The 14,626-nt window shown below is 53.0% G+C and carries 14 protein-coding genes and 2 tRNA genes; 10 read left to right on the forward strand and 6 right to left on the reverse strand.

Translation table 11 applies throughout. The features are described 5' to 3' along the window. The first annotated feature begins 65 nt into the window (after positions 1 to 65). From odhB to FJ146_02295, 5 genes are all read left to right on the forward strand, one after another. Positions 66 to 1,304: a 2-oxoglutarate dehydrogenase complex dihydrolipoyllysine-residue succinyltransferase gene (gene odhB / locus FJ146_02275; GenBank protein ID MBM4250776.1), complete on the forward strand. Its 1,239-nt coding sequence runs from the start codon at positions 66 to 68 to the stop codon at positions 1,302 to 1,304. Positions 1,305 to 1,310: 6 nt separating this feature from the next. Next, on the forward strand, positions 1,311 to 2,717 hold the full coding sequence (lpdA, locus tag FJ146_02280; GenBank protein ID MBM4250777.1) for a dihydrolipoyl dehydrogenase: 1,407 nt from the start codon (positions 1,311 to 1,313) through the stop codon (positions 2,715 to 2,717). Between the two features lie 41 nt (positions 2,718 to 2,758). Then, entirely contained in the window at positions 2,759 to 5,575 is a 2,817-nt protein-coding gene (locus FJ146_02285) for a 2-oxoglutarate dehydrogenase E1 component (GenBank protein MBM4250778.1), read from the forward strand. A 122-nt stretch (positions 5,576 to 5,697) separates the two neighbouring features. Further along, the gene (locus FJ146_02290; GenBank protein ID MBM4250779.1) at positions 5,698 to 6,177 is read left to right on the forward strand and encodes a hypothetical protein; all 480 of its coding nucleotides are present in this window, start codon (positions 5,698 to 5,700) and stop codon (positions 6,175 to 6,177) included. A gap of 130 nt (positions 6,178 to 6,307) precedes the next feature. Beyond that, the gene (locus tag FJ146_02295) at positions 6,308 to 7,930 is read left to right on the forward strand and encodes a hypothetical protein (protein ID MBM4250780.1); all 1,623 of its coding nucleotides are present in this window, start codon (positions 6,308 to 6,310) and stop codon (positions 7,928 to 7,930) included. Positions 7,931 to 8,167: 237 nt separating this feature from the next. On the opposite strand, the gene FJ146_02300 is transcribed toward FJ146_02295, so the two are convergent. The 3 genes from FJ146_02300 to FJ146_02310 all read right to left on the reverse strand — a co-directional run bounded on the left by FJ146_02300 (position 8,168) and on the right by FJ146_02310 (position 9,634). Beyond that, positions 8,168 to 8,506, reverse strand: coding sequence for a hypothetical protein (locus tag FJ146_02300; protein ID MBM4250781.1), 339 nt, complete (start codon positions 8,504 to 8,506; stop codon positions 8,168 to 8,170). Positions 8,507 to 8,707: 201 nt separating this feature from the next. Beyond that, a complete protein-coding gene (locus FJ146_02305; protein ID MBM4250782.1) occupies positions 8,708 to 9,421 on the reverse strand; it encodes an amino acid ABC transporter substrate-binding protein in 714 nt (237 codons plus the stop codon). 136 nt (positions 9,422 to 9,557) lie between these two features. Further along, a tRNA-Met gene (locus FJ146_02310) sits at positions 9,558 to 9,634 on the reverse strand. A 140-nt stretch (positions 9,635 to 9,774) separates the two neighbouring features. Between FJ146_02310 and FJ146_02315 the strand changes: the two genes are divergently transcribed. Then, positions 9,775 to 9,864, forward strand: a tRNA-Ser gene (locus tag FJ146_02315). Between the two features lie 151 nt (positions 9,865 to 10,015). Here FJ146_02315 and FJ146_02320 read toward each other — a convergent pair. Genes FJ146_02320 through FJ146_02330 form a run of 3 tightly spaced genes read right to left on the reverse strand, consistent with a single transcriptional unit; the run spans position 10,016 to position 12,020 of the window. Next, positions 10,016 to 10,675 (reverse strand): hypothetical protein, encoded by a 660-nt coding sequence (locus FJ146_02320; GenBank protein MBM4250783.1) that lies wholly within the window; start codon positions 10,673 to 10,675, stop codon positions 10,016 to 10,018. Continuing rightward, positions 10,669 to 11,430 (reverse strand): TPM domain-containing protein, encoded by a 762-nt coding sequence (locus FJ146_02325; protein MBM4250784.1) that lies wholly within the window; start codon positions 11,428 to 11,430, stop codon positions 10,669 to 10,671. The genes FJ146_02320 and FJ146_02325 overlap by 7 nt, the downstream gene beginning before the upstream one ends. Then, positions 11,427 to 12,020: a LemA family protein gene (locus FJ146_02330; protein ID MBM4250785.1), complete on the reverse strand. Its 594-nt coding sequence runs from the start codon at positions 12,018 to 12,020 to the stop codon at positions 11,427 to 11,429. Before FJ146_02330 ends, FJ146_02325 begins: the two co-directional genes overlap by 4 nt. A gap of 242 nt (positions 12,021 to 12,262) precedes the next feature. Here FJ146_02330 and FJ146_02335 point away from each other — a divergent pair, with 242 nt between their 5' ends. From FJ146_02335 to FJ146_02350, 4 genes are all read left to right on the forward strand, one after another. After that, positions 12,263 to 12,514, forward strand: a complete 252-nt coding sequence (locus FJ146_02335; protein MBM4250786.1) for a hypothetical protein — start codon at positions 12,263 to 12,265, stop codon at positions 12,512 to 12,514. A 5-nt stretch (positions 12,515 to 12,519) separates the two neighbouring features. Beyond that, the gene (locus FJ146_02340) at positions 12,520 to 12,837 is read left to right on the forward strand and encodes a hypothetical protein (GenBank protein MBM4250787.1); all 318 of its coding nucleotides are present in this window, start codon (positions 12,520 to 12,522) and stop codon (positions 12,835 to 12,837) included. 57 nt (positions 12,838 to 12,894) lie between these two features. Next, on the forward strand, positions 12,895 to 13,275 hold the full coding sequence (locus FJ146_02345) for a DoxX family protein (protein ID MBM4250788.1): 381 nt from the start codon (positions 12,895 to 12,897) through the stop codon (positions 13,273 to 13,275). 265 nt (positions 13,276 to 13,540) lie between these two features. Beyond that, entirely contained in the window at positions 13,541 to 14,614 is a 1,074-nt protein-coding gene (locus tag FJ146_02350) for a hypothetical protein (protein ID MBM4250789.1), read from the forward strand. The last annotated feature ends 12 nt before the right edge of the window (positions 14,615 to 14,626 follow it).

Genomic DNA, 14,626 nt, shown 5'->3' on the forward strand with positions numbered 1-14,626 from the left:
CACTCCTCTAAGTAGCTAAGGCAGCAGGGCAATAAAGGCCTGGACTTTTTCCCGGAGCAGAAATCATGGCAGTCGATGTTAAAGTGCCAGCAGTAGGCGAATCGGTTCAAGAGGCGATGATCCATAAGTGGCACAAGGCTTCGGGAGAGGCAGTCAAACGCGATGACGTGCTGATGGAGCTTGAAACTGATAAAGCAACCGTCGAGGTCACGGCTGAGACGGACGGCGTGATCGAGATTCTCAACAAAGAGGGCGACACCGTAGCTATCGGCCAGGTGGTGGCACGTATTGATGCTAGTGCTAGCCCTACCAAGGCGGCTAGCGCTGTGAAAAGTGCGCCAGCATCGACACCACCTCCAAGCCAAACTGCTGCAAGTGGTGGAGAGCCCCCGTTGATGCCGGCAGCTCGACGCTTAGTAGAGGAAAATCGCCTAGATGCCAACACCATCCCCGGTACGGGCAAGGGTGGGCGCGTGACCAAAGGTGACGTTTTACAGCACATGGAATCGGGAGCGAGTGCTCCTAAAGTAGTGGCACCAACCTTAGCTAAGGCTCCGGTGGCCCCCCCACCTCACCTACCCGTAGCTAAGTCGTCCGCTCATGGTCGCGGTGAGCGCCGCGAACCCATGTCGATGCTGCGCCGTCGCGTCGCCGAAAGACTAGTCCAAGCGCAGAGCACGGCGGCAATTTTGACCACCTTCAATGAGGTCGATATGAAGGCCGTCATGGACCTGCGCAAGCAGTATAAGGACGGCTTTAAGGACAAACATGGGATCGGCCTCGGCTTCATGAGCTTCTTCGTCAAGGCGGCGATCGAGGCCCTAAAGACTTTCCCGGCTATCAATGGCTGGATTGAGGGTAACGAAATCGTCTACCACGACTACTACGACATCGGCGTTGCCGTGTCGGGTGATCGGGGATTAGTTGTGCCGGTGATCCGTGACGCCGACAAGCTGAGCATGGCTGAAGTTGAGCAGTCGATCGCCCACTATGCGGGCAAAGCACGCGACGGCAAGATCTCGGTCGACGACCTGTCCGGCGGCACTTTTACCATCTCGAATGGCGGAACTTTTGGCTCGTTGCTCTCCACGCCTATTCTCAACCCACCGCAGAGCGCGATCCTAGGTATGCATAAGATTGAGGAGCGTCCGATCGCCCTCAACGGTCAGGTTGTGATTAGGCCGATGATGTACCTAGCGTTGTCGTATGATCACCGCATCGTCGACGGTAAAGAAGCGGTTCAGTTCCTTGTCAAAATCAAAGAGATGGTCGAGGACCCGACCCGTCTCCTCTTAGGAGTATAAAGAACCATGGCGGATCAGGACTTTGATGTCATCGTAATCGGCTCAGGGCCGGGTGGCTATGTTTGTGCGATAAGAGCAGCGCAGCTAGGACTGAAAACAGCGTGTGTTGAGTATGAAGCCACACTTGGCGGAACCTGTCTCAACGTTGGGTGTATTCCCAGTAAGGCATTGCTTCAGTCTAGTGAGCATTTTGCCCACACGCAGCACGAGCTCGGTAAGCATGGCATCAAAGTTGACAACGTCACACTCGACTTGCCGACGCTACTCGGGCGCAAGGACGATGTCGTCAAGAGCCTGACACAAGGGATCGCTGGACTGTTCAAGAAGAACAAAGTGACCTGGTTGAAAGGCCGCGGCAGCTTCGTCAATGCATCCACCGTCAAAGTGACGGCCGCCGACGGTAGCACTGCAGATTACAAAACCAAACACGTGGTCATTGCAACGGGCAGTAAGCCGATTGAGATCTCACCGGCTAAATTTGACCGGAAACTCATCGTAAGCTCTACGGGCGCCTTGAAGCTCCCGCAAGTGCCTAAGCACCTAATTGTCATTGGCGGTGGTGTCATCGGGCTTGAGATGGGTAGTGTGTGGATGCGCCTCGGAGCCAAAGTGACGGTTATCGAGGCAGCTAGCTCAATTCTAGCGGGGCTGGATGGCGAACTTGGCAAAGGTCTGATGAAAATTCTCCAAAAAGAAGGGATGACCTTCCATTTGGATACCAAGCTCACTGGGACGAAGACCGGTAAGGACAGTGTCACTGCAACCTGCCAAAAACCCGATGGTTCTACGCTAGAAATCAAAGGCGACCAAATGCTGGTGGCGGTCGGTAGACGCGCCAACACCGAGGGTCTCGGACTTGAGAACCTTGGTGTTACCCTAGAAGCCGGTGGAAAAGTGCCGGTAGATGGCCATCTTAGGACCCCAGTGCCCAACGTATGGGCGATCGGTGATGTGATCAAAGGACCCATGCTGGCGCACAAGGCCGAGGATGAGGGTATTGCAGTCGCCGAGTGGATTGCTGGCAAGGCGGGACATGTCAATTATGAGGCCATCCCCTGGGTAGTTTACACTTGGCCAGAGATTGCTGCCGTGGGCCTAAGTGAAGAAGCTGCTAAAGAGCAGGGCCTAGCGGTCAAAGTTGGCAAGTTTCCATTTTTAGCCAACGGAAGGGCTAAAGCTCTTGGCAATACGGATGGATTCGTTAAGATTGTGGCCGATGCCAAAACCGACCGTATCGTCGGAGCGCACATCTTGGGGCCCAACGCCTCCGAGCTGATCGCCGAACTCGCTGTCGCCGTGGAGTTTGGGGCCAGTGCGGAAGATATTGCCCGGTCCACTCACGCCCATCCAACTCTAGCGGAGTGTATTAAAGAAGCCGCACTTGGTGTCGATAAACGAAGTATCCATATCTGACGCCTGTAGCTGAGGCGTCACCGGGTTAAAGGACCTTAGTCATGACGCAACAAGACGCCTCGGGCTCACCTCGCTTCAGTTTCGCAACTGGCACCAACATCGCTTACATCGAGCAGCTGTACGCAGCGTTCAAGAAGGATCCAGCGAGCGTGGACGCCAGCTGGCGGCAGTTTTTTGAAGGCTACGAGTTTGCGGTGCTTGGTGACAAATTAGGCGCCGCAAGTGGCGGCGGCGGTGGAGAAAGTCCTTATACTGCGCGTGTCGAGGCGTTTATCAACGCTTACAGACGGCTTGGACATCTCTCGGCACACTTAAATCCACTCGCACCTGCTCCCGACATCGCCAAAGACATGCAACCGGAAGCACATGGACTTAAGGACGTCGATACAGCACAGGTGTTTTCGCCTGCCAATTTGCCTCAAACTGCGATGTCTTTTAAAGATATCTACACCCTCCTCACAGATACCTATTGCCGACGTATTGGTGCTGACTACCGCGAAATCAACGATATTGGCATTGTCACCTGGTTGCAGGAGCAGATGGAGGGTTGTCGTAACCAGCCTCCGGTCAGTGCTGAGGTCAAGCGCCGTATTCTGCACAAATTAACGCGGGCTGAAGGCTTCGAGCAGTTTCTCGGGCGTCGCTATATCGGTACCAAACGATTTTCGCTTGAAGGCGCGGACACACTTATTCCCCTTTTGGACCTGCTCGCAGCGGACGGAGCGAAGGCCGGCATTGACGAATTCTGTTTGGGTATGGCGCATCGCGGCCGCCTCAACGTGCTCGTCAACTTCCTCGGTAAAAGCTACGAGCTCATGCTGAAAGAATTCGAAGGCACCGAATACAATGCCTACGATATCGATGGTGACGTGAAATATCACATGGGGTTCGCGAGCGAAGTCGCCACCATGTACGGCGACCGTATGCGGCTTTATTTATCACCAAACCCGAGCCATCTGGAAATTGTGAATCCCGTCGTCGAGGGTTTTGTACGCGGACGTCAGCATCTCCTCAATGACGCCGAACGCCACAAAATCATGCCTATCTTGATGCACGGTGATGCGTCTTTCATGGGTCAAGGCACGGTGTCTGAGACTCTGAATTTGTCGGGTCTCGTCGGTTACACCACAGGTGGTACCGTTCACATCGTCATCAATAACCAAATTGGCTTTACCACGGATCCGCAGGACAGCCGCTCGACCACCTACAGTTCTGACATTGCTAAGATGGTGCGCGCACCCGTATTGCACGTCAATGCTGACGATCCAGAAGCAGTCATATGGTGTGGCAAGATAGCGTTGGCATACCGTCAGAAATTCCAGCGTGACATCATCATTGACCTCGTGGGTTATCGCCGCCACGGCCACAACGAGGGTGACGAGCCTGCGTTCACGCAGCCGCTGATGTACAAAACCATCGCTGCACATCCCACTGTGCTGAAACAATACGCTGATAAGTTGATCAAAGAGGGGACCGTCGATGCTGCTTACGTAGAAAAAGAAGTCAGCGAGTTCCGTGACCGTATGCAGGCAGCCTATGATGCTGTTCACGGCAAGAAAGCGCCGCAAGTACCGGCCCCTGTGATTCCAGCCTCTTTGCAGAAAACTCTGACCTACAAAAAGGCGAGCCGGGAAGACGTAGCCGAGCCGGTAGCCACGGGAGTTAAGGCTGCTTTGCTAAAGGCGATCGTCGCCGACATCACCAAGATCCCGAGCGGATTCACACTCAATCCGAAGTTAGTAAGGCTACTAGAAAACCGTCAAAAGATGGTCGAAGGTCAAGGCGCCATCGATTGGGGTCTCGGCGAATTACTCGCTCTTGCGTCATTGGCGCTCGAGGGACGCCATGTACGATTCACCGGTCAAGATGCTCAGCGCGGCACCTTTACCAGTCGCCATGCAGTCTATACCGACTTCCAGACCAACCAGCGTTACGAATCGCTGAATCACCTGGGTGCTAAACAAGCCTCAGTTCATGTCATCAATAGCCCACTCTCGGAGCAAGGCTGTCTAGGGTTTGAGTTTGGCTATTCCGTTGCTGAACCCGAGTCACTGGTGATCTGGGAGGCTCAATTCGGCGACTTTGCCAATGGCGCCCAAATCGTGATCGATCAGTTCCTTTCAGCATCCGAGGCGAAGTGGAAACAAACAAGTAGTCTGGTAATGCTCTTACCGCACGGCCACGAGGGCCAAGGCCCCGAGCACTCCAGCGCTCGACCAGAGAGATTCTTGCAGCTTTGCGGCAATTTGAATATGCAGGTGGCGATTCCTACGACTCCTGCACAGCATTTCCACGCGCTGCGACGTCAGCTACATCGTGAATTCCGCAAGCCTCTCATCGTGATGACACCCAAGAGCTTGCTTAGGGAGCCGCTTTGCGTCTCCGCACTTGCCGATTTCGAAGCAGGATGCTTCAAAGAGATTCTCGATGACACAGTGGTCAATCACAGCGCTGTCGAGCGTGTCATTTTCTGCTCCGGTAAAGTCTACTACGACCTTATCAAAGCCCGCAGTGAACAGAGTCAATTTGCTAACGCTCCCATCGTCAGACTGGAACAACTGTATCCGTTCCCCTACGGCCAAATGGAATCACTGCTCGCCAGCTATCCACGCCTACAAGAAATCATTTGGACGCAGGAAGAACCGCAAAACATGGGCGGCTGGAACTTTGTCCGCGGTAGGCTACTCGAGGTGCTTAAGCCCCATCAAAAGCTGAATTACGTCGGCCGTAAGAACAGCGGCACACCTGCTGAGGGCTCAGGTAAGGCCCATGAAGCCGAGCAAAAGCGCATAATCAACGATGCTCTGAGCAGGGCGGTCGGCATTGTTACGAAGCAAGCCGCGGCCACTGGCAAATAAGGCCTCAATTCTGGGTGGTTAAACACCTGTGACCGACTTTGGAAAAATCGCTAAAGTTCAACATAAATACTGCCGATACCCGACCTTAGCAGCAGGCACCTCCTGCGCTAGGGAGGTGAGGCTTGAACAAGATCGAGCGACTGCCACCGGAAAAGATTGAGCCAGAGCCTGAAATTGAGGTTTATCACTCGCTAACGGCGACTGACTTCGCGGCAAACAAAAATTACCTGCAACACCAGCCTTACGCCATCGTGCTACCTTGGGACGTCAAATGGAAGTCTGTCCCGAACATGCCGACCTACCCGCAGGCCCTGATTGAGGACGCACGCCTCACTCATAACACCAAGATGAAGCTCAAGATGATCATTACGGATCCGAACTACTTCAAGCGTATCTGGATGCAGGACAGCCGCGCGCAATACGTAGAAAACTATGTCGCACAGCTGCAAGTCAGAAACAAGTACTTCGAGCGCCTTCAGCTTGAGCACATTGACCTGCAGATGGACCTCGTCGCACAAGCTAGGATCTTGCAGCATCAACAGATACTCGAGGCCCGCGCCCTCATCGATAAGATTCGCTTGAGTCGCCGCCACCAGCGCTAAGCTGAGTGGCTGAACTCATGAGCCCAGGTCCAGTTAAGTCAGATCGGCTCGGGTCGACTCGACTAAACGGCTGACAGCCTTTAAAATATCCCCAGGATTTATTTTCCTTTTAATTGTTGGAGCAGGACTTATGCGGATGCCACTCATTCGTGGTCTGGCCATTTGCGCCCTAAGCCTCGCGATTCATGGGTGCCGCTCGACAACCAGCAAACCTATGGCTGTAGAAGCTACCGTCGGCGTCAATCTAGGCGATCATTTGCGCTGGCTTGGCTATGCCAAGCCAGCTGAGGCGCAAGTTAAAATCCCCGCAACTCTCGACCTGGCACGGGTGCAAAGCAGTGGCAACATCAGTAAGTACCGAGGCATCATGCGGCTCAGCCTAGGCGGCTTTTCTGGCCACGAATACGACACCCTATATTTCAACGATATCTCTCACGATCCCGTCACAGGAACCTTGATATTTTCAGGTGGTCCAGACGACATTGAAATTGCTGGCGCTACTGCGACTGAGCAGCTGCTTAGTGCCCAGATGAAAATGAGCGATAAGAAAAGAGATGTCGCCATCGAGCTCATACCAGAGCAACAGATGGTAGGGCCGGACGCAAGTAACTTAATTTTTGCCGGCCTACCTGTCATTCCTCCCATCACGGGATCCTACTCAGCTAATTGTCCGGGGCAATTTAGCACCATCCAAATAGAGGCGAGCAAATGGCGCAAAAAGGTCGGCGACGGATTGTTCTCTGATGTACGCCTGGCCGGTCGCAGCGGTAAACCTGAGACCGAGGTCTGTGGTGCTGATCGCATCTGTCTCAAAGAAAGTTTTGCCGCAGGATCCGTCGATCCGATTGCAGGTTTGGTTTCTCTTGGGAACAACAGCCTCAGCCGTCACTGCTCCCTCAACAATAATCAACTGATTTGTGACGGCTGTGTAGCCACATATGATCCTATCTCGCAATATGCGCAACTCATCGGCTCAGGTGAATACAGTCGCCATCCGCGATTGGCGCATGTGCAGCCGAGAGGTGACAATGGCGACGATCCCGACTTGCCGCAATTTGGTGAGTATTATGGATTCCTTCATCACGAGACCACCAACACTTATCAGCTAGTAGCCCTAGATTTAAATCCTACAGCTAACCTGCACGCCGCTGCCACACAGGCCGTCAGCGGCGGGCAAAAAATGAGCGCGGTCGGGACTCTTTACTTTGGCGAGGGTGATTCCAATGAATTTATCAGTTACCACTTTAAACCAAGCACTTGGGAGAGCCGCGCCCCACTGATCCTGGATAGTAATGGGGAGGCTCTCGTGATCATAGACTCATGGACGGATGGCATTCTGAGTGGCTACTGGTATGCCAAGTCATTTGGTCGCGTTGGAAGTATCGAGCTACAGATCGGCACCGTACCGTCACTGCCACGAGGTAGCCACCTAATGAATCGTGTTTCGGGTCGCTACAAAGATAAAGATAGCGAGTTTGAGGTCATGACGACGGCGAATATTTCGGAAGATCCAAATGACTTCTACCCACTAAAGGTCACTGGCTGGGCACGTGATCCGGACGAAAAGTCCCGCCGCCGCAATATTGTAGACGGTAGTTTTGACTTCTATACCGGGTCTTTTGCTCTGAGACTCGATGACGGCAGGACGATTATCGGCCGTAGTGCCGACGCAACCAGTATTCACTGGCCCCCACGGAATCGCTACGGTGTCCCAATGATAGGAAGAATGCAGCAGTTTAAATTTCAGCCGTGAGCAAAGGCGTCGGTGGCTGATAGCAAAACGCACCGAGCAAGTGCGGATGGCAGACTTCAACCTCATCCGACCTCAGAGCGTAGCTTCCTCAAGTAGCTTTCGTCTTTGGTGCGGGGGGACCTGAAAGACCAACATCCACACTTACGGTGCGGCTCGCGCTTAGTCAAAAAACTAAGCACGATTTATATAGCGTAACTGAGCTTGAAGTGAGCGTCTACAGGCAGATGCCTACAAGGCTCATGCTGAGCGAGCAACTTTGCCTGTGGACTTGCCCTTGGACTTCGCCGCCACTTTGGCCGGAGTCTTGGCCTTGGCCGGTGCTGCTGCCTTGTGTGACGGCGCCATGTGTGCGCAGCACTGAATATCCCAGCCCTTGGCAGTAGCGGCTTTAAAGCTCGACGGTGCACCGTAAGCCCACTCCTCACGGGTGGTAAACCGTCGTGCCACGCGCTGACAGGTCTCGAGCGTCCAACGACTCTTTTTCTTCTCGCGTCGCATATGCTCTGCTGGAGTGGAGCTTACAGTCTCTTCGGTGGTCTCAACCGCCTTGGTTTCGTTTTTCTTCTTCTCAGCCATGATCCCTGCCTCCTTAATTCCCGCCTACATGTGGGCGAGCTATGGCAGGTATCGTCGCCAGCGCCTTAGACTTGAGACGCCGAGGACACAAAGCCGCTAACTATCAAATACTATGTACTTATTTTTTTAACCTTCGCTAAACTTCAAAGGCCTAACCGAGTGTCGGGAAGGCCTCGTAATAATGATTTTTTGTTTATCAACTTAGAGTTGTGGCAAAAGACTTTCAATGATTCCATGCCGTTTAGCGATGTTCACCAAAGTACCGTCACGCAACATCGTGTGCAGGATGGCATCAATCTCAGCACAAAGCTGTATAAGTACTTTAGGCATGTAAATGGCAATATCATGGCGCGCGAGCTCGGCCCAAAGATCTAATTGACCATGACGCAGTATCGTCGCTGCCTCAAGACTATCCGTCATGATGCAATCAGCGCCGTTATCGATTAAAGTTGCTAGGTTTAGATTATCGCGCGTTGTTAAAATATTCATTGTAGGAAAACTACGACGCGCTAGTCCCTCTAGATAACCACCATGGTTGACGCCAAGGGTTAGCTTCGACTCCGTAAGATCTACTGGTCTCGGTACCGATTTAGGCCCGAGCACCACAGCGCGATTCCTAAGATAGGGCCTCGTAAACAGTCCAAACTTTCTCCGTTCAGATGTGACGGTAATACCGGAAACGATGACGTCAAAAGCAAGATCTGAGGGTAACTCTGGCTGTGCACAGATCTGCTCGAGTGCTGAGAACTCGCTCCAGGAGAAACCACGAAATTCGACGCCCTTACCTAACTTAGCAGCAATCAGTTGGGTCAGATCGATGTCAAACCCATGATAGCCGCTCGATGTCGTCATGGTGAATGGCGGATAGTCACCACTCGTAGCAACCCGAAGCAAATTTGAGTTGGGGTGAGTCACGTCTGGTACTCCTCTGAACAGGAGGGGAGAATCTAATCCTGAGGCTAGATACGATCGCACACCAATGAGGCGATTACCAGAGAGGTCAAACGCAAGAAGTCCCTGGCTGCTTGCACATCCAGGGACTTCTGTATTTTGGTAGCGGGGGCACGATTTGAACGTGCGATCTTCGGGTTATGAGCCCGACGAGATACCAGGCTTCTCCACCCCGCGGTAGTGACCTCAGTAGGTGGTACTTATAAGCCTGTCGCCCCCCACCGTCAACATAATTCACTGCGACATCACTTTTTGACTCCGCCTCGGATTTACACTTGCGCAGAAGCCCCTTGCTGGATTAACCACTTAGTTCCGATGGAGAGATGGCCGAGTGGCTGAAGGCGCACGCTTGGAAAGCGTGTTTACTCTAACAGGTAACGTGGGTTCGAATCCCACTCTCTCCGCCACCCGCACTATATATCAGTAATCACTTTCCATTTTATGACCCCGGCGCTAACGGCGCGCACGATTGATGAGTGCTGGCATGCCATCGGTAGTCGCTGGTCTGCAACATCTACACGCGCTTCCTTGCTCGCAGTATCCAGGCATCGCTATCGTTCACTCGCGAATCACTAGCCGATCGGGGAGCTCGTTGGTGGTATCGATAGCCTTGGGAAAGTACGGCCGGATGATAGCACCGCTGCGCGCAATAGCCTGACATAAGCCGTCTTTAAGGGTGCCGTTACGTAGTCCCCCAGTGACCAGATCACAGACCTCTTGCCAGGTTTCCGGCGGATGTTTCGCCCCGATCGCATGGTCAGCCAAAACCACGGCACGATGTTCATCCATGGATAAGAAAATCAATATGCCAGTGGAGCGTTTGGTGCGACCTATACCCTCATTGTAGAACTCAGCTTTAGCACGCTGCCACACGAGGCGGTCAATCTCGGGATTGGGGGTAATCAGGCGAATCACAAAACCCGTAGTCCCTAGCCACAACCCAAGCCATGCTAGCGCCGTTGCAAGGGCAGCCAACAGGAGCCAGTGATGTTGCGAACCCACAATCAGGGCGACTGGAGCCGCCAAAAGCCAGAGACTTAGGACACACAAGGAGCCGCCGTGACTAACGGGAACCGATCTCCGTACAATGAAGGGTACAATTTCTCCATCGGTGTCCGCTTCTGCCTGATGGATAGCACGAACCACTTGGTCGATGTCATCATGCACAAGTTTTGATTTCAGCCACTTGGGAATGCTTGGGACTGCATTTGTTACCATCGCCCGGACGCACCTCCACCAGAGAACCCACCGCCACCGCCTGAAAATCCTCCACCACCAAAACCACCGCCTCCCGAAAAGCCACCGCCTCCAAAGCCACCGCCGCCCCAGGAGGTGGGACCTGAGCGTCTATATCCAGAGCGCAAACCACCACCCGGACCACCGCCACTGAGGGAACGCAGCCAAATAAATACGAAAATGACGAGCCAAATCAAAAATGGCATCGACCACCCACGACGAGACGCGTCGGGTTGCGGCTCCCCGCCAAACACGAAGTCTGGATCGGTGTACTGGAGTATGGCACCAACACCAGCAATCACACCGCCATCGATATCAGATGCCCGAAACCTGGGGACTATGACGCGATCGATAATGCGGCGTGAATAGGCGTCAGTGAGTTGTCCCTCAAGTCCTTGGCCTACCTCAATACGCACTGCACGCTCTTTGGCAGCGATGAGTAAGAGTATGCCGTTATCCTTGGTGGCTGAGCCTAGTTTCCACGCGTCGGTGACCTGAATGCTTGCCTGTTCTATGGGCAAACCATGTAACTCATCGACAGTCAGTACTACAATTTGACTACCGCCCTGCTCACGCAGGGCACGTAGCCTCTGAGACAGAAAAGTTTCCGATTGGGGCTCAAGCAAATGCGCCGTATCCACCACTGGGCCAGTCAGCGGCGGCACGACAAAGTCCGGAGACGCATCAGCCACTTGACTGAACATCGTCACCATTATGGAGAAAAACCAAGCCCTCAAAACTGAACCTTCGGCGCTATCTCAACTGCTTTTTGTTCAGACTCGCTGAGAGACCACTGTGGCATTTTTTCAAAATGGTAAAGTAGCGCGTTTGTCCAGCTCGTTGGCGGCACGGTAATTAGGTTGTTGAATGCCTTGATTGTTTCAATGTGCCGCTGCCGGGCGATCGTAATGCGGTTCTCTGTACCCTCGAGTTGTGCCTGCAAGTCGCGAAAGTTTTCGTTGGCTTTTAGTTCGGGATAGCGTTCCGTCACCACCATAAGACGACCGAGTGCCTGACTGAGTTGACCCTGAGAGTCTTGAAACTCTTTAAGCTGTTGTGGTGTCACCCGACTCGGGTCGATGTTCACCGCGGTAGCTTTGGCGCGCGCCTCAACGACCGCCGTCAAGGTCTCCTGCTCGTGGCCAGCGTAGCCCTTGACGACTTCCACCAGATTCGGAATCAGGTCAGCGCGGCGCTTGTACTGATTTGTGATTTCCGCCGTCGTCGCCTCGACGTCATTCTTGGCTTGTGGGATCTGCTGCCAGCCGCATCCACTCAAGAAAAGAGTCGTCATTAGAGCCAGGGGGGCGAGCGAATTCCTAAACATGTTAACTCCACGATCAGTGATTTAGTCATGGCTCACGGCGGTCGCTACCAGCATGAAAAGCATTCACCGTACACCGATACCACTTTGGCAACATACCATAAGCACTAAGAAAAAACATTAGCTCCCAATCCAGAACAGGGCAATACGACTTAACCCAAACTTAAACTCAGGTTTTCGCTCTCCCTTGCCGATATACTCAGTGGCAGACCTCGGTGGCTTTGCTTCAATTCCCGGAGCGCATCATGACGAGACATATCTTGGCGATCAGTCTAGGACTTGCCGTTTTGTCCTCTTGCTACGACCAGGCATCCCAGACCGAGTCGCCGCAGCGCAGTGCTTCCGGCCGCAAAGTAAACAGCCCGGCTTCGTCAGATGCCTCGAAATCGGTAGACGATACCGTCGAGACTAGTATTGCCGAACCGCACGAGCACGACGACGCTCCGGTTGATTTAAAGAAAAAGAGAAGTCACCGGAGACAACAGTACAAACTCTAACACCCATGAATCCGCCGCCATCTACGCCCGCTACCAACACGCAACCTAATGTCGTAGAGTTCAAAATTAAGGCAGGGACCGGCAATGGACCATGGAACGATGCCGCTACCACGATAAACCTCAAAGTCGGTCAGAGCCTAAAGATCACCAACGAGGATACGGTTGATCATTTGCTCCACACTGGTGGTGCCCCGTTTCCGCATGCACGCAATCCTATCAAGCCGGGTACTTCCGTCACCTTCCAGGTAACGAAAGCATTTGCCGGTCCGATGCTTTATGATCACATCACGGCAGGTAAGGTGTTTATCGTAGCGGCGCCTTGATGATCCCGGCCCACCATGTTTTAATCTAAAAAAATTCGGAAACATACGGGAGCTGCAATGACAGCTGAGATTTCAAGACCGGCTCTTTGGGTTGGACGTTTTTTTTCTGGTTCTGTCGGAATTCTATTACTCCTTGACGCTGTGATGAAATTCGTAAAACCAGCGCAAGTGGTGGATGCAACTCTAGCGCTGGGACTGACGGAATCCACCATCCTACCTTTGGGCGTCGTTCTCCTACTAAGCACCTTGCTTTATCTCGTACCGCGCACCTCGTTCATAGGAGCTATTCTACTTACGGGCTATCTGGGAGGAGTTGTGTGTATTCACTTACGCAACGCCCACGGCCCATTTGAACTCAGCCTACCCGTCGTATTTGGCATCCTACTATGGGCAGGACTTTACTTAAGGAACCCTGACTTGCGACGATTGGTGGCCTAATTGACAGCTGCAAAAGACATCCTTAGGTTACTTGTCATCTTTGCTGCTTTACTCGCGTCGATGCAGGTTCAGGCTGAAGACTCCCACAAAGAGCGCTAAGAATCTCTCGCGCCTTTATATTGGTACCGCAGGTGGTATCGGTCGTGCACCATACACTCTCGTTGGGTTACGGGCAGGCTGGAAGTACGGCATCTTTACGCCGGTCGAGCTAGGCGTGGGTCTGGTTGGTCCCAGGGTATGGGCTTTTTCGCCCCCCGCAGTGTTCATGCAAGCCGTTGACATTGGCTTTGGACGCGTCGAATGGGGAGTATCCTACCATCGAGGTCTGGGCAAGCGACCTATTGCTTACACACGCACCAATGAGACCTTGTCAGATGAGGAACGAAGTCGTTTTGGTGCCCCTAAATGCAATGACATCGAGTGCCGCGTGTCGCCAGTAGTCCTAGACCGTAAGACCGACTTCGCTCTGCTCTATACGCACATTGGCTTTGGCATCCAGCACGAGATTGAAAACCGTGTGAAAATCGCGGCGACCCTAGGTTACTCCTACTTAGCTCGTGCTCATATCGGTGTCGAAAACGAAGCCGGCGACGAGACTATCGGGCAACAACGTGGTGTCCTCGGCAATGATGGATACTATTATGACACCATCATCGGCGAACACGACAGTGGCCTTTACGCTCAATTTGGAATTGATGTGCCGCTTGACGCCTCGCTTATGAGAAGCCTCTCAGTATTAAAGCCATCTCCCGAAGAGACCAAACCAGATGAAGGAAGCTCCGCCAAGGCCCGCGAGGGAAAAAGGTTTGCGGTCTCCATTTCTTCCGATTCTGGAATTCTATTGACGCGATTCATAACGCCACAAACAAATATTGGCCTCGCATTCACCGCAAACGATAGCAGCGGAGAAGCAGCGCGCAGAGGTATATTGGACGCAGAAAGTGCGGCTAAACTTTCCGACACACGCCTCTCTTATCGAGACACCAGGATTGAGGCGCGTCACTTTATAGGCAACTCAGCAAACATAGCCCTTGAATTCGGAGCCGCCAGTGAAATAGCGAGTTACCGCACTACGAACGATGAAGCGTCAGGTCAAGTGGCTGGACGTTATCTTTACACGTCAGCTTTGATTGGCAATGCGTGGTCATGGGAGAATGGATTTATCATGGCCGTGGACTGGATCAGGATGTATGTTCCGTTCGGTGCCGTGATTAAGGAAACTTACGCACATCCAGATGCCCATACAGCTGAAGAGGATAAGTTTCATAATGATGCAAAGCAATCAGCGAAGAGTATAAACCCAACTTTTCTATCGTTTCGCGCCGGATGGATGTTTTAGACGTTTAATTTG

The organism is Deltaproteobacteria bacterium, from assembly GCA_016874735.1.
GTDB lineage: Bacteria > Bdellovibrionota_B > Oligoflexia > Oligoflexales > CAIYRB01 > CAIYRB01.